The organism is Vibrio sp. 1CM8B, from assembly GCF_023161685.1.
GTDB classification, from domain to species: domain Bacteria; phylum Pseudomonadota; class Gammaproteobacteria; order Enterobacterales; family Vibrionaceae; genus Vibrio; species Vibrio coralliirubri.
In genome coordinates this window covers 397,161-415,485 of record NZ_JALNTU010000003.1, presented here as the reverse complement: position 1 = coordinate 415,485, position 18,325 = coordinate 397,161, and the positions used below count along the sequence as shown (strand labels likewise).

Sequence of the window (18,325 nt, the reverse complement as noted above, 5' to 3'; positions counted from 1 at the left end):
GTATCGAGAGAGGAAATGTTTATGAGCAGGCATAAAAAAGCGCCGATAAAAATCAGCGCTTTAAAATTCTTTTTTAGCTAAGAGCTAATTATTGAGCAACAACGTTTGCTGCTTGTAGGCCTTTTTGACCGTTTTCAACTTCGAAAGAAACCTTTTGGCCTTCTTTCAGAGTTTTGAAGCCTTCAGAAACGATTGCACGGAAGTGTACGAATACGTCAGCGCCGCCGTTGTCTTGAGAAATGAAACCGAAACCTTTCTCTTCGTTAAACCATTTTACAGTGCCAGTATTTGTGTTAGACATAATTTGTCCCTTATTCATAAATTTTCTAAGTTGTTGATTGCATTTAATGCAATGCGCTGATAATTGAATTATTTAATATTGCTAAGAAATAAGGAAAAACTACTTACAAAAACGGGTAACGATTTTACATGTCAATTTTTTACTATTCATCTAACTTAAATAACTCCGGCTAACAGAGCGAGAGCATGTTAACACAGTCTTTTGAGATGTACACGCATTGCTTAAGAAATTTGTGCTTTTTTTGTCATACCGTGCGAATGTACAAGATTTACACTGATTTAGTGATAGTTTTGTCGCTTCGTCCAACACAACAAAAGGAAGCATCTCAGCTTCCTTTTGATCATTAGTATAGACGATATTAACGCTTAAAGTTGATATCTTCAGTTTGATCTAAATTTATTTTTGTTTTCGCTGGTTGAGTCTCTGCAATCACCTTACCGTGGCGTATTGAGTACTGCACTGGTACTTGGCGGCGCACTGCATCAAAGCCATTGTCAGCAGGAAGAATCAGCAAGCTACCTGGCTTACCTTCTTCGATGCCGAAGTTGTCTTGAATGTTCAATGTGCGAGCAGAGTTCTTGCTGATCAAATCAAGTGAGTTGTTGATTTGGTCGTAGCCCATCACCTGTGTCACATGCAGTCCCATGTGCAGAACTTGAAGCATGTTCGCTGTGCCCAGTGGGTACCATGGGTCAAACACATCATCGTGGCCAAAACAAACGTTGATGTTTGCTGCTAGCATCTCTTTAACGCGCGTTACACCGCGGCGTTTCGGGTAATCGTCGAAACGGCCCTGCAAGTGAATGTTCACTAACGGGTTTGCCACGAAGTTGATACCTGACATCTTCAATAGACGGAACAGGCGAGATGCGTAAGCACCGTTGTATGAGCCCATCGCAGTCGTGTGGCTAGCGGTTACTTTCTCGCCCATTTCAAACTTATGAGCAAGAGCTGCTAATGTTTCCACAAAGCGAGACTGTTCGTCGTCGATTTCATCACAGTGAACGTCGATCAGACAGTCGTACTTGCGTGCAAGCTCAAACACATAATGCAGAGATTCAACGCCGTATTCACGAGTGAATTCGAAGTGAGGGATAGCACCGATAACGTCAGCGCCGATCTTCACTGCTTCTTCAAGCAACTCTTTGCCGTTAGGGTATGAAAGGATGCCTTCTTGAGGGAATGCAACGATCTGGATGTCGACCCACTCTTTCATCTCTTCACGAACTTCAACCATCGCTCTTAACGCAACGAGTGTTGGGTCAGACACATCAACGTGTGTACGAACGTGTTGAACACCGTTAGCTATCTGCCATTTCAGTGTTTGCTTGGCACGAGACTTTACGTCTTCGATTGATAGCAGTTCTTTGCGCTCAGCCCAACGCTCAATACCTTCAAACAAAGTGCCAGAGATGTTCCAGTTAGGCTCACCAGCAGTTTGAGTAGTATCTAGGTGGATGTGCGGTTCACAGAAAGGAGTAACTGCAATGCCACCTTCAGCATCAAGGATGTCACCTTGATGATTGATTTGTGCGTCATTATCGAGAATGCGAGAAAATTGACCATTTTCAATCAGAATCTGTTTCAAGCCCTCTTGGTCTTGAAGTTTCGCGTTCTTGATTAATAAGGTTGTCATAGTGTGTCCTTAAGCGGCCTGAGATTTCAGAGCTTTTTTGTTCAATAGAGGATTAAGCACGAGGTAACTGATTGCACCACCTAACACTGCGTTCAAAGGAACAACGCCAGGTAGGAAGTGACCAGCGGCTACGCCAGTTGCTACCGCGATAATGCCAGCCCAGTTAACGGTTTGGAACTCTGCATTTGCAAAATCTTTGTAACGTTTACGGTTCGCGAAGAAGTCGGCGATGATTACGCCACCAATTGGTGGAATTGCCAGCGAAAGGAAGGTTAACCAACCAACGAAGTTGTTGTATAACCAAAGCGCGAAAATCGTACCGATAATGCCGTTAATGATAGACATTGTAGTACTTGAGCGACCTGTGATGTTAGATAAACCCAAACCGGATGCATAAAGTGCATTTTCATTGGTTGTCCAGATATTCAAGCCAAGCACGATGATAGCTGGAAGCAGTAGACCTTGCGCGATCATCACATCTGAAATATCAGCCTGACCGGTTGCTGCTGCGCCTGCCGCGCCGAAGATAAACATCAGCGAGTTACCGATGAAGAACGCGACCATAGTAATCAATACTGCGCTTGCTGGCTTTTTACCAAAGCGAACGAAATCGGCAGTCAACGTACCCGCACTTACAAACGAACCAACAACCATTGCAAGCGCCATTGAGAAGTCCATTGGCGTCTCTGGTTTAATTAGTTGCAGTTGCTCTAGTCCGCCAACACTATCTACGGCAGTCAGTACTGAGTAACCACCCAGAATCGCAATCGCAGGCACCGCAATCGCTGAAAGTACCATTAGTGCTTTAATGCCAAAGTACACCGTACCCGTCATTAACAAGCCAGATACGATAATCAAGGTGTTGGTATCAATGCCCGTTGCTTTTTGTACTGGAATAGCAAACATCGCAACACCCACACCAAACCAACCGACTTGTGTACCACCAAGCAGCGAAGAAGGAAGCCATGAGCCTTTAGTACCGAAAGAGAAACGAGCAAGAAGGTGAGTAGAGAGGCCAGTAGATGAGCCGATGTAGCCAAGAAAAGAAGTGTAAATACCGAGGATTAGGTTACCGATGAGAACGGCGAGGAAGAAATCGTTGAATGAAAGACCTGTCCCGAGTGAACCACCTGTCCACATACTTGCAGAGAAGAAAGTGAGTCCAAGCATTACCATGGTGAGTGAAGCGACTCCTTTCCTAGCCGATGTAGGAACCGGCCCTAGACTGTAGTTATTATCAGCAGCCATTTTTTACCTCCGCAAATGATCAAAATTAAAATTAACGGTCGCCGTATTGCAGGCAAACGTGCGCATTATGGTGATATAAATCACATAGTCAATGCTAATTTTATCAATAAGGGCGATTTAAAATCAGTTATTACAGTAATTATCTTGTAAAACATAAGGTTATTTTCTGCATTTATTTCAAAAAAATAAATAGAAAACGTTTTCTATAACGCGTTGGTTATCTGCTGTTATTGGTTGGCTATGAATGTTGATTATTATACGTTTGAATGGGTGTCTGTATCGAAGAGGAGGGCGGTCGGCCAAGCAGCAGGCAAAAAAATAGCCAATCGCAATAATCGCAATTGGCTTATATATTTTGTGAACAAGAATAGGTTCACTAACAACGTCAGTTGGCTAGGTGACCCTCGGCTTAAGAAGGATCAATATATACATAGCAGTTAGTGTGCCAACTTTTAAAACCACGTAAAACGGCAGTTTTATAGCAATCTGGTGCGTATTTGAGCGTTTAATTTGCGTTTTTGTAATGTCTAATTGCAAAATGCAATTGCGATTTGCAAATTTAGAGTGTTTGTTCGTTTTTCGAGTTTGTGTTCTTTCTGGCGACGAATAGTGAAATAAACAAAAAGCCCGGCGATCTAAGAGCGCACGGGCTTGGGTATTGCTTCACCAATAGGAAGTATTAGATGGAGTAGAAGAAGTACAGTTGAGACTTCATTCTAATGATGATCCCGCGTATTACGTCTAGGAACGCCATAAAGCTGATAGGCTTCTCACCGCTTACCCAGGCTAATCCGACAGAGCCAACAGGAATATCGTAACCCTCTGCCTCATCAATTTTTAAACGAACAAAGTGGTGCTTGTTCTGAAGATTTTTGCCTGTGGTAACACGAACCTGCTCATCGATACCCAGCAAACTTGCTTGCGCTTCACCAGTGGCTTCTACAATGCCTTCTACGGTTGCAGAGAACACTTTTCCTGGGTATACCGCTGTCGCAAATTCCGCAGGTTGACCGACCTTAATATTACGAATCGCTTGGTGGTTCACTCGCATCAGCACGTACTTCTCTTCGGTATACATCTGGATACGAGGCATCATTGAAACGCGCTGACCCTCACGAAGAATAAAGTTCGTTACAAAGCCGTCAGTCGGTGCCGTGACTTTGGTGCTGTTCAAGTCCCATTGTGCTTGTGCCAGTGTTGCCTTTGCTGAATCGACCTCCGTCTGTTTCTTGCTCACATTGGTTTCAGCTTTGTGGATGTTTAATTTCGCATTCTCGGCATCGACTTCTTTCTTGCTGAGCTGAGATTCCAATGTCGTAACGTTATACGTCGCTAAGTCTACCTTTGCTGTTTGTTGGTCGATGTCAGTTTCAGTGATCGTATGTTCTACCACTTTGTTTTGTTTTTGGTAACGATCAAGCGTCTTAGATTGCAGTACTAAGTCTGTTTTAGCCGAATCTATTTGTGCGACTGAAGCTTTGATGTCTTCAAGCGCCGATTGATAGCTGACTTTTGCAATGCTCACTTCTTGGCGAGCTGTATCTAAAGCGACCTCGGCAGACTCAAGTTGAACGCTGGCTTTGTCTCTTGCGATGACATATTTGGTGTCATCAATCTCGTAAATTAGCTGCCCTTCAGTCACATCTTGGTTCGGATGGATGTGGACTTTGGAAGTTTTTCCCGACACATTAGTTGAATCTGGACGCAACTGAATATGTGGAGACTGAACCACTGAGCCTCCAGATAGATCCATCGGAGTAAAGTTGAGTAGGCCAACCCATACAAACAGCAACCAAGATGTACCACCTAGGTATGCAAACGCCTTGGTGCCTTTGTTCCAAGGCATACCAACAAGTCTGAGTAAGTAAATGAACAGTGCCCAAATTGCCAAGCCTTCTAACATGTTTGGCTCTCCTCATCTTGCTTGTCGGAAGTTGTTTGCTCCTTGGTTGTGGTTGGTGACTTCCATGTGTCTCTTAGATTGATGATGGCTTTTTCCATATCAACGAAGGCCAAAATTACTGCTAGTACCCATACCCAGTGCCATACAAAACCAATCCATGTTAATGCGGTGATCAAACCGAGTTGTTGATGCTCTTTACTGTGAGCCTTGTTGATTGGTAATTCATGCACACGCCAGAAGCCGTAACATGCAGCAGCGATGGTTGCGACTAACACCACGCCTGCAACTACGTGTAGTGCGGTATCTGCGCCGGTTCCGACAAATGGGACACTAACTAAACTCATTGATATACCCTAGGTTAAATTGAGCGCCGAGTGTGATTGATATCAGATTTAGAAGTTGAAAATTTACCAATTACTTTAATAATGATGTCATTATGATTTGATCTGTAATAGTGACTTCTAAGTATGGTGGCTAATGAACAATTGTAACTTCTTAAGAGCATTGGGTATTTTGGGTATTTACCAATACGCAACGACTAATAAGGCTGTGAATACTGAGCAATTAGGTATTCCTAAATCGGTGTTTAATAACCCGATGAACCTTATCCCCGTAAGTGAAGTGGACAAATGGTATGGCTTGCTTGAACAACAAACCGACGATTCCGATATTATCTTGAAGCTGGCTGATAGAGTGGATATTGAAAGGCTAGGCCCTCTCTCTAACTGGTTTTTCTCGGGGCACGATCTGGCGTCGTCCATACGCCGAGTTAACATCGGGTTGCACTGTTTGCAGTCTGGGGCTTTCCTATATGGCGCTCAAGTCGGTAATTTCATCAAATGGTGCTATGACAATTCTGCTTATACTGAGGTGGGTAAGGTTCATGACTCGATTCGAGTTGCCATCTTTATGATGAAGATATTAAGGCGTTACTTGGGAGACGACTTTACCCCCGCAGCCGTCTCTATCGCAGGTTATCGCGAGAACACTCAACTCTATCAAGAGTATTTTGGGTGCAATATTCAGTGGGGCCAGCCACGAACTGAAATCTGGATACCAAGCCAGTCGAGGTTATCGATCAATCAAGCCCCTTCGATCGGCAAGATGAGCTTGGCCATGAATTTTCATGACTTAGATAATTACCTCAACATGCCTGATGCCGCGGATGAGCATAAGGTGACCTATGAGATGATCAATTACAGTCGCCATTTCGGCCTGCCAACACTGCATAAAGTGTCGAGTTTACTTGGGCTATCTGAGCAGCAGTTCCAGCGACGATTACACAAATTGGGTGTTAACTTTTCTACCATCATGGGATACGCGTTAAGTAACGTGGCGGTGGAGCTATTGTTGTATTCAGTGCCAGTGGAAGAAGTGGCGACGAGGTTAGGTTATACCAACGTCGCGAGCTTTAATCGGATGTTTAAGAAACATCGAGGCTTGACGCCCAAGCAATATGTGGAGCGCTTAAAAACCGGCCTGTAACTATACAGAGCTAACTTATGGTTCGCTTATGGATCAGGCTGGACAAGTAAACCACAGCCCAAGTACTCAAAATAAAAGGGGCGGTGAGTGGCAGTAGTGACAGTTCATGAAAGCCAAGTGTAACAAGGCAGCTCAAAAGAATGCCTAATAGGATTAACGGCCAAGGGATCCGCGGATAGAGCACAAGTGCTAGAGTGGCAAGAATGGCGTTGTACCCATAAAGACCTTGCTCAATTAGCGCGCCAGAAGCACCGATCATCTTACTAAAAATGGTGCTAATTATTACTGCTAGCACAACCCAAATGGCATGCTTTAGGTTGTTAAGTGCGATGGCAACCAAGATAACTAGCCCCGACAATGCATTTTCGATGAAGCTGACTTGGCTTATTCCCTTTAACAACGGGATAACCACTGTCGGCAGGTTGAACCATGAGTTAGCCTCAATACTGATGAGTGGCATCAGTGCGGAATCAGATGTCGAAAATGCTGACAGCTCAAAGGTTGATTGGATAATATAAATCAACCAAGTGGTGAAGATAAAGGCGCTAGTGTAACCGCGATATTTCTCAAAACTGAATACGATGTGGGCAATCGGCACTGTGAGTACTGCACCTAACACAGTCACTAAAGCCAATAATGGTGTGACACCAAAAAAGTTACCGATAAATAAACCAATTAAAGCCCCATTTAACGCATACATACCACTATCAATATCGTAAGCTGCCTTGTTGGTGTTGGTGTTGGTGTTGGTGTTGGTGTTGGTGTTGGTGTTGGTGTTGGTGTTGGTGTTGGTGTTGGTGTACATATAGCAACAGAAGGCTAATACATAGCTGCAACTGGCGCTAAGCAAAGTAAGAAAAGCCAGTGCAAGTGACTCTATAGAAATGGCAAGCAACAGTAAAATCGACGTCATGACAGACGGTGTGAAATAGACTTGCCCAATGCCATTGAGCAAGCCTTGAAATGGTAGAATATCCTTGTTCGTTTTCATCGTCTGATTACATTATTGAGTCATGTTAAATTTTTGTAAGTCAGATTGTATACAATTTTATCAAGTTCACCATCTTCGCGTGTTAATTCTGATACCAGCGTTCACCATAAGCTTGTTGGTAATCTGGTGTTTCAATGATGCCTTCTTGCTCTGGAACGGTTTCTAATGGCCCAACAACCGTTCGATAAGGCAATACGCCAGCCCATACTGGAATGTCCATATCGGCTTTATCATCATTCACTCCATGTTTACCAATCTTCACGGAAGCTTCTGTTAAACGTATCGCTAACAACTCGGTCGCGGTGAGTTCTTTTTCATTACTGAGCCTGACTTCATCGGTTCTGCCCGGCGCGATTTGCTCAATAAAGATATTCAACAAGCGATCCTTTTCTTGATTGTCATCGATGACTGAAAATGACCCCAATACCACAGCAGAACGATAATGCGCACTGTGATGAAATGCCGAACGAGCCAACACCCAACCATCGAACAAGGTGAATGTTAAGCAGGTGGGTTCTCCCTTTTTTAGCCCTTTTAGTAGGCGACTGTTTTTAGCCCCATGAATGTAGACCATATTATCCACTCGCCACGCGAGCATCGGGATAACCATTGGGCCTTGTTCGCCCTGCAATGCAATGTGTGCGATTAAGCTCTCATCAATAATTTGGTGCAGTTTCTCTTGTTCAAATACGGCTTTGTGAGCCCCTTTTTTAATCGTGGTTCTTTTCGTGTTAGATAACATAATCGCTCCTTAATCATTGCCTTTTGATTAATGTAGCGATTAACTGGTCTATTAAATAGAGCCACTTTTAAAGACTATTTGGATCCAGTTATGCAACCTATCGATGTCGGTGACCTACAGTTAGTCGAACAACACGACACGCGTCAAACCGCCTTGTTCCACGCGATAAGAGAGAAGATCGTTCACGATTTATGGAGCAAGGGCAGTAAGTTACCTTCAACTCGTAAGCTAGCCGTCGAGTTATCGGTGAGTCGAAATACGGTGATTTACGCGTACGAACAACTGGTCACCGAAGGCTATATCGAGAGTAAGCAAGGCTCAGGGTTTTATGTCTCGGTTGAACAACCAGAACACTTTCTAAGTTTGTCTAAGCCAAACAGTATTCAGGATCCGAAGGTCAAACAAACAGTCAGTAAACCGAGTGCAAACATAGCGACACCGAACGACATTAACTGCAGCTTTGCCCCCGGAGTCCCTGACTTAGATGCGTTCCCTTTTGCGAAATGGCAGAGGCTGCTGCAACGCCACTCTACACGTCAGAACATTGCAGGCAATCAAGAGGTTCAGGGAAGTTTAGCCTTGAGAGAAGCATTGAGCGGGTACCTTGCAAGCAGTCGTTCAGTTCACTGTAATACCGACAGAATCATTATCACTGCAGGTGCGCAGCAAGCCATCTCAATCGGATTAATGGCGACGTTAGCGATGGGCGACAAAATTCTTGTGGAGGAACCCGGTTATCGACAAGTGCATAAGATTATCGATCTGTTGAGACTAGAGCTGGATGGTGTAAGTGTGCGTGAAAAGGTGGGGCTAGATATTGAAAAAGTGTTGGCTAGCAATGCTAAGGCTCTGTATGTCACGCCGAGTAACCAATACCCAATGGGCACGACCCTTAATACTGAGCAACGCCTTAAACTGATCGACTGGGCCAATCAACATCAGTCATGGATCATTGAAGATGACTATGACAGTGAGTTCCAATTTGCTCATCGCCCTTATACCTGCATGCAAGGGTTGGCGGGAAAGTTGGGGTTCGATGATCGCATCATCTATGTCGGCTCTCTGAGTAAGGTGATGTTCAATGGCCTTCGATTAGGGTACTTAGTGGTGCCAGAAAGTCTGGTGGAGAAGTGTCTTGAGATCAAAGACGCGTTAACGGGAGACACGGCATCCCACACACAGGAAGCTTTGGCGGATTTTGTTCGAGAAGGCGACTTACTGCGTCATATTAGAAAGATGCGTCGGTCATACAAACTCAAGTATGAAGCCATGATAGAAGCGATTGAAAGCGAGTTTCATGGCGATCTTGAAGTGATCAGTCAGGCGGCAGGGCTACATGTGACCGTGAAGTGGTATCAAGGTATATCTGAACATGAGTGGAGCCGACGAGCTGAGCTTGAAAATATCATCATTCGTCCGTTTGATTTTTATGAGTACGGTTCGAGTGATGCTCGTGATTGGAGTGGGGCGGTGCTGGGGTTTGGAAATATACGGTTGGCTGAGATAAAGCCGAAGATCAAACAGATCGCTCGGCTTTTTTATCAGTGATATTGGTAGGTATCGTTTACAGCTTGTCGACAGAAACAGTGGGTTTACCTAACCACTTTCGCCAGGGGAGTGACAATGTCACAAAAATAGTCACGGCATAGAGCATCGACCAACTTAAACAGATAAACACCAAGGTACAGATGACCAATGAAAGCATGGCTGTGTATCTAGATGCGCCTGTCAGTAATCGGCAAGCGGCTAACATTGCGAGCAGATAAACCAGAACAAAAATACCGTTGGCGAGCTTGAGAAAGAACTCAAGGTCCAAGTTAGAGAGTTCACCAATCACACACGAGATAAGCACGACAAAGCCAATGGCTAACGTTGGGTAAAGCGGTACGCCGTGGCTGGTCAGTTGAGCCATTCTACTTGAAGGACTGTGTTGGCGAGCTTGAGCCCAGATCATTCGTGATAGGCTTTGTGTATAAAGGTTCAGACTAGCAAAGCAAGCAAAGAACCCCAGCACGCTGATGACGGTTTTGAAGCCATTACCAAACAGTTGTTCTGTTACCCAAGGGATGGATGCTGCATCGAATTCAGGTGAACCGAAAGCACCCAGTTTAAGAATCACCACTGAACAAGCCCAGTACACTAACCCCGCAACAAAACAGCCTGCAATGATGGCGATTGGGAAGTCACGTTGTGGATTTTTGAATTCCTCTCCCATGTGAGCAAAAGCTTCTATTCCGACAAAGCACCAAAACATGACAGCCAAAGCCGCGCCGATAGACCACACCGAATCGGACGAGATGGCTGGAAGAGCCACATCGGCTACCGTGATGTCGGCTTTCCAGACAAAAGCGCTAACCAAGGCAAAAATCGACAACGCAATCACGGTTTGCAGTCGGCCAGAAGACTTACTGCCCAGCAAATTGACGGCAATAAGCAGGGCTACAGTAAAGGATTGAGCCCCCAATGGTGTATCGAGAGGTGCGGGTAACAATTGTTGAGCAAAACCACCTGCCAATGCAATCGCCGCTGGAATACCGACAGGAATAACACTCACAAACAACCACGCCACGCTTGTTTCTAATCGCTCGCTAAACGCCTGACGCACAAAATAAGCAGTACCACCCGCATTCGGGTAGCGTTTTCCTAATGCTGAAAAGGTTAGTGCAATCGGGCAAATAGCGATAAACAGGATTAACCAAGCGAGAAGAGACAACTGTCCTGCAATGCCTGCTGCGATCGCAGGGATCATAAATAATCCCGTGCCTAGCAAGGTCGTCGAGAGCTGTCCTATTCCTGAAATAAGCGTGATTTCTTGTTTGAGTTGTGTCATTCGCTCTCCTAGCTATTTGATTCTGGTCACGGTCTTCCAGTAACTTTCTTCTGGTGGTGTGAAGTTATGATTGAGAGCATACATTGTCGACATCAATAATACAGCTAGCGAAACGTCGTAAGACACCGTCATTTTAACGGTATTAATCCGATTCAGCGTGAAAGTGTCGGCTGTCAGAATGGCTGTTATAAGTCGGAAAGTTGTGTCAAATTAGGCGTTATAAATAGAACAATAAATGGAAAGAATCAGAAGCATGGATAAATTTGATCGCCAGATTTTGGATATTCTCAAAACCAATGCACGATGCTCAGTGAGTGATATCGCCCGAGATGTCAGCCTCTCACGTTCGGCTGTGAACGCCAGAATCAAGAAACTGGAAAGCGACAAAGTGATTACGGGCTACTGCGCTCAAGTGGCAGAACCCAACCAAACGAAGAATGTGTGCGCTTATATCTTGTTGAAGTTCGACATGTCGAGTAGTGACCATAGCTGTGAGTCTTACGCGAAACAAATCCAGAGTATCGAAGAGGTGCAATGGTGCCACTCGATTAGCGGTGAGACCGATATGATGCTTTATGTTGAAGTTGAAAGCATGGAGAGCTTGAACCGAGTTCGCGATCAGCTGCAAAGCTACCCAGATTTGCGCCACTTAATGACTCATACGGTTTTGACCGAGTTTTTCAACAAACAGAATGCGACGGTGCATTCATGTTAGGCAATATAAACTTAAACCTACTGCGCTCTCTGCATGTACTTCTTGAAGAGTGTCACGTAAGCCGTGCTGCTCAACGCCTGCATATCACACAATCCGCAGTGAGCCGCCAGCTCAGCCAGTTACGAGATTTGTGTGGTGACCCTTTGCTGGTTCGTGACGGCAACAAACTGGTGCCGACCAACCGCGCACTTCTGCTTAAAGGCAAACTCGACGACCTGCTTGGGGAGTTTGACCACCTGTTAGATGATAAACCCTTCGAACCGCAAGATTGGCAGGGTGAATTGGTGTTGTCCTCGAGTGATTATGTGGCTCAGTATATTCTTCCTGTGATTGTGGCAGAGGTATCCGCTGAGGCGCCAAATATCAATTTAGCTTATCGTCTGTGGCAGCCAAACTACCTTGAAGCACTGAACGAGTCGGGTATTCACTTGGCTTCCAGTATGTTTCCCACAAAGCCTGAACATGTCTCAAGCATCAAACTTGGCGAAGATAAGTCGGTGTGTTTGATGCGAAAGTCGCATCCATTGGCTCAACAAGCAGTTTTGAGTGCAGAAGATATTGTTCACTACTCTCACATCAAAGTGACGGGTGGTGGAGATAAAGACAGCTACGCGGACATAGCATTGAAGAAGCAAGGGCTGAAGCGAAGAGTGGCTTTACAGGTCCCGTTCTTTTCATCCGCTGGCACTGTGTTAATGCAAGACGACTATCTGATGATCGTGCCAGAACATATCGCCTACAACCTAGGTCGACACCTCGATACTGCTTACTTTTCGTTGCCATTTGATACGGAGATGCATACCTATTGGTTAATGTGGCACCCTAAATATGACAACGACTCTGCCCACAAATGGGCGCGAGAAAAAGCATTCCAAGCCATGCAAAAGTCGAGTTACAATATCAGTATGACTTGAAATCATAGGTGTGATGATAATCTTTGATTTCAAATAATACCTCCTGCGAATTATGGTAAGTGCCAAGTATTAAGCGTAGAGCATTCAACTGGAACGCTTTATTTTATTAGGAATGGAATGATGACAGTAACAATTTGGTTTTCTTTATTAGCGATTTGCTTGTTGGGTGCAATGTCTCCGGGCCCAAGCTTGGCGATGATCGCTAAACACAGTTTGGCTGGTGGCCGTATGAACGGGCTTATCGCAGCTTGGTCACACGCAGCTGGCATCGGTATTTATGCGTTCGCAACCATTGTTGGTTTAGCCGTTGTGCTTGAGCAATCCCCAATGTTGTTCAAAGGTATTAGCTTAGCGGGTGCTGCTTATCTGCTTTATCTTGGCGTTAATGCGTTGCGTTCGAAAGGTGGTGTTGCCGCTAAATTAGAAGCAGGTGAGAAGATGAGTTACATGCAGTCTGCTCGTGAAGCTTTCTTGATCTCTATCTTGAGCCCAAAGATCGCGTTGTTCTTCATCGCTCTGTTTAGCCAATTTGTTGCGCTAGGTAATGAACTGACCAATCAAGTGATTATTGTTTCAACACCGCTGATTGTCGACGGCCTTTGGTACACCTTTATCACCTTGGTACTGTCTAGCCCGTTGATTGTTGAACGCATTCGCTCGAAAGCTCAGTTGATTGATCGACTATCTGGCGTGGTGCTGATCCTGCTTGCTGTTCGTGTGGTGTGGACGATATAGCAGTGCGCGATAAGAATAAGTAACGAGACGTTCACCAGAAACGACACTCATTAAAAAAGGCTCACTAGAGGTTATCTAGTGAGCCTTTTTGATTTCTATGGATTGGCTTCGACAGGCTTTAGCTTGTTAGCCTTCAGAGTTCAGCACGGTATCTAACTTCGCCATCGAGTCTGAGAAGTAGGGGTTGTAAGTCAAACGTGCATGGTTTTTGCCTTCTTCGCGATAGCCCCAAGCTGAGTACCAAACCTCACTGGTTGCGTTGCATTGTTCTTCAAAGCCTTCAGCCTGACCATTGGAGCAAATCTTTTCGCTACCATTGATTCCGTAGTAAGGGTTGTTTGGTGAGAACAGTAAGCCCATGTGAGAGCCGTTCGAGATACGTTGCTCTGGAATTTTCATGCTGTACTGAACAGCGCGAGGATCCTCGAGAGTCGTCTCTCCTTGCCAAACCAACACATTGTTTGGATTCTGCATAGATTCAGTAAACGCTTGCTGAACGTAGTTGGTGTCAATCACGCTATCGCCTTCACTCATCATAATAAACACTGGTTTGTCGAAGTGCTTATCTTGCAAGTCATCACGTACGACTTCTGATGTCTCGTAGTAAACCGAGGCACCGTTCATTGGCAACGAGTTATAACGTAAAACATTGTCTTCAGGATCTTGGTCAGCCCAAGTGACAAAGTAGCTTGCTAGTCCCGCGTATTGAACGGCAGACGAGCTCGGTTGAAACGCAGGTGAGAACAGCAGTAACCCAGAGATCTTTGGATCGTTCATCGCCTGTGAAGTCACGAGGTTCGCACCGGTTGAATAGCCGCCTAGCCAAACCGAATCATATTCTTGCTCAAGTAACTTCGTATGATGAGCCACCACACCTTGCCAATCTTCTAGGCTCGGCTGCATTAAGTCACCCACGCGACTGCCGTGCCCCGGAAGTAATACGGTTCTCACTAAGTAACCTTGCTCTGCCAAATGGGTAGCGATGTCTTTAAATGAATAAGGTGAGTCGCCTAATCCATGAACCAATAACACCGCCTTACCGTTTGGCGAGGTTGGTTGATACTCGGTTGGTGAATTGAGTTGGATCTCTAGTTGCTTGTCTTCCGTCATGAACACACGGTTTTTCAATAACCAATCTTGGGTGTCATTAACATAGGCATCAAAGCTGTCTTGCTGATAGCTAGGCAAGTCTGGAGAAGTTTCGTAAGCGGGTATCGGTGTCTCGTTGGAACAACCAACGAGACTTAAAGTCGTTAAGGCCAGCAGTGCTAGGAGGGGCTTTCTTTGCATTATGTAATCTTGTCTCTGTTGTGCTTTCACTATGTCTGAAACTAAAGTTTAGGTTACTTCTTGCTTGAAAGGTCTTCGTATTCACCTTCAATAACACCGGCATCATTGGTTGATGACTGACGAGTGTTCATATGTGCTGCGAAACCTTGTTTCTTCATTTGATTCTGAATGCGCTTGCCAGTAATTAAAGCTGCAATAGCTAAAGGAATAGCAAGGATCAAGCTTGTGAATAACGCCAAAAGGCCAGTAAACAATGCAACAATCGTAACTAATATATTTTTCATATTCATTCCTCTTTTTCTATGTTGTTACTTTATCGCTTCTATTCTGAACGAAACATGAACGCCGTTAAATAATCTCTGAGAGTCACTATGACACGGATGTGTGCTGTTGGGGAGTTTATATGTAGTCATAATCACGCACTAAAAATATGGAATAAAACTAAATCTAATAAAATCAACAGGTTAAAAGTTGGCACGCTTGATGCTCTGTAGGGTTTGGAATAAGTCACTGTAAGCAAAGTACTTACAGTTAATAAAAATTACTGGAGCCCTTATATGTTCTGTATTCAATGTGAACAAACAATTCAAACCCCAACCGTAAAAGGCTGTTCTTTCGCACAAGGTATGTGTGGTAAAACTTCGGAAGTATCCGACCTTCAAGACGTGTTGGTGCATTCTCTTCAAGGTGTTTCTTTTTGGGCCAATTTAGGCCGTGCTTGTGATGTTATTGATACTGAAATCGACGAGTGGGCGCCAAAAGCGTTTTTCGCAACACTGACCAACGTTAACTTCGATCCTGCTCGTATCATCGAATTCGCACAGCAATCTCACGAATTTAAGCAGCGCTTAGAACAACAGGTTCGCGCGGCAGCGACATTGATTGGTTTTGAGATCCCAGCGCTTTCTGCTGCTGCTCAATTCGACCTTCCAACGGACTCTTCAGAGCTATTGGCGCTTGCCCCTCAAGCGGCGGTAAACCGTGGTCACGACTCTCAACACGAAGATGTGATTGGTCTTCGCCTTCTTTGTCTTTACGGGCTAAAAGGTGCAGCAGCTTACATGGAGCACGCTCGTGTTCTTGGTCAAACTGACAATGCTATCTTTGCTGAATACCATGAAATCATGGCGTTCCTAGGTACAGATCCATCAGACCTAAAACAACTGTTAGATACGTCTATGCAGATTGGCTTAATGAACTACAAAGTCATGGAAATGTTGGATAAAGGCGAGACAGATACATTTGGTCACCCTCAACCAACAACCGTGAATGTGAAGACGAAGCAAGGTCACTGTATCCTTGTTTCTGGTCACGACCTGCATGATCTAGAAAAGATCCTTCAACAAACGAAAGGCAAGGGCATTAACGTTTACACCAACGGTGAGATGCTACCTGCACACGGTTACCCTGAACTAAACAAGTACCCGCACCTTGCGGGTAACTACGGCAGCGCTTGGCAGAACCAGCAAAAAGAATTTGCGAACTTCCCAGGTGCGATCGTAATGACATCTAACTGTCTGCTTAACCCTGATGTGGGCTCGTACGCTGACCGCCTATTTACGCGTAGCATCGTAGGCTGGCCGGGTGTTGCTCACCTTGAAGGTGACGATTTCAGTGCAGTGATCGATTGTGCTCTTGCGCAAGAAGGCTTTAAGCATGACGAGATCGAGCAAATGATCACTGTCGGTTTTGGTCGTAATGCCTTGATGGAAGCTGCACCAGCGGTTGTTGAACAAGTGAAAGAAGGCAACATCAAACACTTCTTCCTAGTGGGTGGTTGTGACGGCGACAAATCTGAGCGTAGCTACTACACAGATTTCACAGCGCAAGCGCCAGAAGACTCAGTAATTCTGACATTGGCGTGTGGTAAATTCCGTTTCAACAAAAACCAATTCGGCGACATTAACGGTATTCCACGTCTGCTCGATGTTGGTCAATGTAACGATGCTTACTCAGCGATTCAGCTAGCTCTTGCGCTGTCTCAAGAGTTTGATTGTGGCATCAACGAACTACCGCTAACACTTGTTCTTTCTTGGTTCGAGCAAAAAGCGATCGTTATCCTGCTTACTCTGTTTGCTCTTGGTGTGAAAGGCATCTACACCGGCCCAACAGCACCGGCTTTCTTAACAGAGAACCTACTAAAGATTATTCAAGACGAGTTCGACATGCGTTCTATCTCAACGCCAGAGCAAGATCTTAAAACAATCTTAGCGGCTTAATATAAGCCCACTCCCAAGCCCCGTTGTTGCTGTTCTCTAGGAACGTGCAGCGGCGGGGCTTTCTAGATTTAATTCTTTAGTATCAGTAAGGTGTGTGAACTATGTATGCATGGTCGGATAGCGATTCAATCAATTTAGTGTGTTTAAAGAAATGGCACGAGACGCCAGATACGGTCAGCTTTGAGCTTGGCAGTATTCCACAAGACTTACATTTCAATTTTAAGCCCGGTCAGTTCATCACCTTGGGTTTAGATATGCCGACGAAAACCGATTACCGTGCTTATTCAGTGGCTTCTTGCCCCGAAGATAACCGCCTGAAGTTGACGGTCAAGCGTGTGGAAGGTGGCTTGGTTTCGAACTTTATTGTTGATGAGCTTGATGAAGGTGACGAGGTTTCTGTGTTGAAGCCGGCAGGCTCGTTTAATTGTATTGATTGCATGCCAACGGCAACAAAGAAAGTAACGCTAGTGAGTGCAGGCTGCGGTATCACTCCAGTGATGGCGATGGCAAAGTATTGGTTGTCTCAAGACAGTGACATCGAGATTGATTTCGTCCACATGGCACGCAACAAGCTTGAGACTATCTACTTTCAAGAACTTCATCAGCTCGATGAATCACATGCGAACTTCAACTTAAAACTTTTGCTAAAAGACAATGAAGGAACAATGGCTCCTCAAGGTCGTTTAGATAAAAACTGGTTGGTGAAACTGAGCCCAGATATCTTAGAGAGAACCGTTTACCTGTGTGGGCCTGTCGGCTTCATGCAAGATATTGAGAGCTATCTGAAAGAGCTTGAGTTCAACATGGATAACTTCTATCAAGAAAGCTTTACTCCTGCTACTCAGAATGCTCAATCAGAAGCGTCAAACGCCGAAGTTGCTGACGATACGAATAGTGCAGTTAAGGTATTTGTGCCAGCGTTCGGCGCTGAAGTTGAAGCGGAAACTGGTACACCATTGGCGGATTCATTAGAAAAAGCAGGCGTTCCAATTATTATCGCTTGTCGTAGTGGGATTTGTGGTTCGTGTAAGTGCAAAGTGACCAAAGGATCTGTGGAATCAAGCAGCCAAGAAACATTGACGCCAGAACAGATTGAACAGGGCTACGTGCTCGCATGTTCAAGTTCGATTCAGTCAGATGTTGAGGTGGAGTTATAACAGACGCGAAGCTGTGCAAGAGTGATGAAGACAAGGTCTTGTCATAGCGATAAAAGTTAGAGCGCTAGATGTAAAAAGGCCACCTAGATCAGTTAGAGAGAGCAGATCTAAGTGGCAACCCTCTTGTTTATACGGGGGAGTAAAACAAAAGGGGTTGCG

At 45.0% G+C, this 18,325-nt stretch carries 17 protein-coding genes; 7 read left to right on the top strand and 10 right to left on the bottom strand.

Going from position 1 to position 18,325, the window contains the following annotated elements:
* Window positions 1-88: 88 nt before the first annotated feature.
* From MSG36_RS08280 to MSG36_RS08260, 5 genes are all read right to left on the bottom strand, one after another.
* Window positions 89-301, bottom strand: a complete 213-nt coding sequence (locus MSG36_RS08280; RefSeq protein ID WP_004740083.1) for a cold-shock protein — start codon at window positions 299-301, stop codon at window positions 89-91.
* Between the two features lie 358 nt (window positions 302-659).
* Entirely contained in the window at window positions 660-1,937 is a 1,278-nt protein-coding gene (locus tag MSG36_RS08275; protein ID WP_017064864.1) for a cytosine deaminase, read from the bottom strand.
* 9 nt (window positions 1,938-1,946) lie between these two features.
* Window positions 1,947-3,185 carry a cytosine permease gene (codB, locus tag MSG36_RS08270; protein ID WP_248367208.1) on the bottom strand — a complete coding sequence of 413 codons (1,239 nt, stop codon included), beginning with the start codon at window positions 3,183-3,185 and terminating at the stop codon, window positions 1,947-1,949.
* A gap of 679 nt (window positions 3,186-3,864) precedes the next feature.
* Window positions 3,865-5,088, bottom strand: coding sequence for a biotin/lipoyl-binding protein (locus MSG36_RS08265; protein WP_048608932.1), 1,224 nt, complete (start codon window positions 5,086-5,088; stop codon window positions 3,865-3,867).
* Window positions 5,082-5,432 (bottom strand): MFS transporter, encoded by a 351-nt coding sequence (locus MSG36_RS08260; protein ID WP_017066493.1) that lies wholly within the window; start codon window positions 5,430-5,432, stop codon window positions 5,082-5,084. Before MSG36_RS08260 ends, MSG36_RS08265 begins: the two co-directional genes overlap by 7 nt.
* Window positions 5,433-5,565: 133 nt before the next feature.
* Here MSG36_RS08260 and MSG36_RS08255 point away from each other — a divergent pair, with 133 nt between their 5' ends.
* Window positions 5,566-6,573 carry an AraC family transcriptional regulator gene (locus MSG36_RS08255; RefSeq protein WP_248367206.1) on the top strand — a complete coding sequence of 336 codons (1,008 nt, stop codon included), beginning with the start codon at window positions 5,566-5,568 and terminating at the stop codon, window positions 6,571-6,573.
* A 10-nt stretch (window positions 6,574-6,583) separates the two neighbouring features.
* Here the strand turns inward: MSG36_RS08255 and MSG36_RS08250 are convergent, their stop codons facing one another.
* Window positions 6,584-7,564: an urea transporter gene (locus MSG36_RS08250; RefSeq protein ID WP_248367205.1), complete on the bottom strand. Its 981-nt coding sequence runs from the start codon at window positions 7,562-7,564 to the stop codon at window positions 6,584-6,586.
* Window positions 7,565-7,646: 82 nt separating this feature from the next.
* Window positions 7,647-8,306, bottom strand: coding sequence for a pyridoxamine 5'-phosphate oxidase family protein (locus MSG36_RS08245; RefSeq protein ID WP_248367203.1), 660 nt, complete (start codon window positions 8,304-8,306; stop codon window positions 7,647-7,649).
* 90 nt (window positions 8,307-8,396) lie between these two features.
* On the opposite strand from MSG36_RS08245, the gene MSG36_RS08240 reads away from it, so the two are divergent.
* Window positions 8,397-9,854: a PLP-dependent aminotransferase family protein gene (locus tag MSG36_RS08240; protein ID WP_248367200.1), complete on the top strand. Its 1,458-nt coding sequence runs from the start codon at window positions 8,397-8,399 to the stop codon at window positions 9,852-9,854.
* A 16-nt stretch (window positions 9,855-9,870) separates the two neighbouring features.
* Here the strand turns inward: MSG36_RS08240 and yjeH are convergent, their stop codons facing one another.
* On the bottom strand, window positions 9,871-11,136 hold the full coding sequence (yjeH, locus tag MSG36_RS08235; RefSeq protein ID WP_248367197.1) for an L-methionine/branched-chain amino acid transporter: 1,266 nt from the start codon (window positions 11,134-11,136) through the stop codon (window positions 9,871-9,873).
* Between the two features lie 253 nt (window positions 11,137-11,389).
* Here yjeH and MSG36_RS08230 point away from each other — a divergent pair, with 253 nt between their 5' ends.
* From MSG36_RS08230 to MSG36_RS08220, 3 genes are all read left to right on the top strand, one after another.
* On the top strand, window positions 11,390-11,851 hold the full coding sequence (locus MSG36_RS08230) for an Lrp/AsnC family transcriptional regulator (protein ID WP_048608920.1): 462 nt from the start codon (window positions 11,390-11,392) through the stop codon (window positions 11,849-11,851).
* Window positions 11,845-12,765 carry a LysR family transcriptional regulator gene (locus MSG36_RS08225; RefSeq protein WP_061038489.1) on the top strand — a complete coding sequence of 307 codons (921 nt, stop codon included), beginning with the start codon at window positions 11,845-11,847 and terminating at the stop codon, window positions 12,763-12,765. The genes MSG36_RS08230 and MSG36_RS08225 overlap by 7 nt, the downstream gene beginning before the upstream one ends.
* Before the next feature lie 120 nt (window positions 12,766-12,885).
* The gene (locus MSG36_RS08220; protein WP_017061779.1) at window positions 12,886-13,500 is read left to right on the top strand and encodes a LysE family translocator; all 615 of its coding nucleotides are present in this window, start codon (window positions 12,886-12,888) and stop codon (window positions 13,498-13,500) included.
* Window positions 13,501-13,626: 126 nt separating this feature from the next.
* On the opposite strand, the gene MSG36_RS08215 is transcribed toward MSG36_RS08220, so the two are convergent.
* Together MSG36_RS08215 and MSG36_RS08210 are read right to left on the bottom strand one after the other, a co-directional pair.
* Window positions 13,627-14,790 carry an alpha/beta fold hydrolase gene (locus tag MSG36_RS08215; protein ID WP_248367194.1) on the bottom strand — a complete coding sequence of 388 codons (1,164 nt, stop codon included), beginning with the start codon at window positions 14,788-14,790 and terminating at the stop codon, window positions 13,627-13,629.
* Window positions 14,791-14,843: 53 nt separating this feature from the next.
* Complete coding sequence (locus MSG36_RS08210) at window positions 14,844-15,074, bottom strand: hypothetical protein (protein ID WP_017061777.1); 231 nt, start codon at window positions 15,072-15,074, stop codon at window positions 14,844-14,846.
* Window positions 15,075-15,347: 273 nt separating this feature from the next.
* On the opposite strand from MSG36_RS08210, the gene hcp reads away from it, so the two are divergent.
* The gene (gene hcp / locus MSG36_RS08205) at window positions 15,348-17,009 is read left to right on the top strand and encodes a hydroxylamine reductase (RefSeq protein ID WP_248367191.1); all 1,662 of its coding nucleotides are present in this window, start codon (window positions 15,348-15,350) and stop codon (window positions 17,007-17,009) included.
* Between the two features lie 101 nt (window positions 17,010-17,110).
* Window positions 17,111-18,166, top strand: a complete 1,056-nt coding sequence (locus MSG36_RS08200; protein WP_248367188.1) for a hybrid-cluster NAD(P)-dependent oxidoreductase — start codon at window positions 17,111-17,113, stop codon at window positions 18,164-18,166.
* The last annotated feature ends 159 nt before the right edge of the window (window positions 18,167-18,325 follow it).

Coding starts and splice junctions, on each gene's coding strand:
- MSG36_RS08280 (WP_004740083.1), bottom strand. CDS start 301: ATGTCTAACACAAATACTGGCACTGTAAAATGGTTTAACGAAGAGAAA.
- MSG36_RS08275 (WP_017064864.1), bottom strand. CDS start 1,937: ATGACAACCTTATTAATCAAGAACGCGAAACTTCAAGACCAAGAGGGC.
- codB (WP_248367208.1), bottom strand. CDS start 3,185: ATGGCTGCTGATAATAACTACAGTCTAGGGCCGGTTCCTACATCGGCT.
- MSG36_RS08265 (WP_048608932.1), bottom strand. CDS start 5,088: ATGTTAGAAGGCTTGGCAATTTGGGCACTGTTCATTTACTTACTCAGA.
- MSG36_RS08260 (WP_017066493.1), bottom strand. CDS start 5,432: ATGAGTTTAGTTAGTGTCCCATTTGTCGGAACCGGCGCAGATACCGCA.
- MSG36_RS08255 (WP_248367206.1), top strand. CDS start 5,566: ATGAACAATTGTAACTTCTTAAGAGCATTGGGTATTTTGGGTATTTAC.
- MSG36_RS08250 (WP_248367205.1), bottom strand. CDS start 7,564: ATGAAAACGAACAAGGATATTCTACCATTTCAAGGCTTGCTCAATGGC.
- MSG36_RS08245 (WP_248367203.1), bottom strand. CDS start 8,306: ATGTTATCTAACACGAAAAGAACCACGATTAAAAAAGGGGCTCACAAA.
- MSG36_RS08240 (WP_248367200.1), top strand. CDS start 8,397: ATGCAACCTATCGATGTCGGTGACCTACAGTTAGTCGAACAACACGAC.
- yjeH (WP_248367197.1), bottom strand. CDS start 11,136: ATGACACAACTCAAACAAGAAATCACGCTTATTTCAGGAATAGGACAG.
- MSG36_RS08230 (WP_048608920.1), top strand. CDS start 11,390: ATGGATAAATTTGATCGCCAGATTTTGGATATTCTCAAAACCAATGCA.
- MSG36_RS08225 (WP_061038489.1), top strand. CDS start 11,845: ATGTTAGGCAATATAAACTTAAACCTACTGCGCTCTCTGCATGTACTT.
- MSG36_RS08220 (WP_017061779.1), top strand. CDS start 12,886: ATGACAGTAACAATTTGGTTTTCTTTATTAGCGATTTGCTTGTTGGGT.
- MSG36_RS08215 (WP_248367194.1), bottom strand. CDS start 14,790: ATGCAAAGAAAGCCCCTCCTAGCACTGCTGGCCTTAACGACTTTAAGT.
- MSG36_RS08210 (WP_017061777.1), bottom strand. CDS start 15,074: ATGAAAAATATATTAGTTACGATTGTTGCATTGTTTACTGGCCTTTTG.
- hcp (WP_248367191.1), top strand. CDS start 15,348: ATGTTCTGTATTCAATGTGAACAAACAATTCAAACCCCAACCGTAAAA.
- MSG36_RS08200 (WP_248367188.1), top strand. CDS start 17,111: ATGTATGCATGGTCGGATAGCGATTCAATCAATTTAGTGTGTTTAAAG.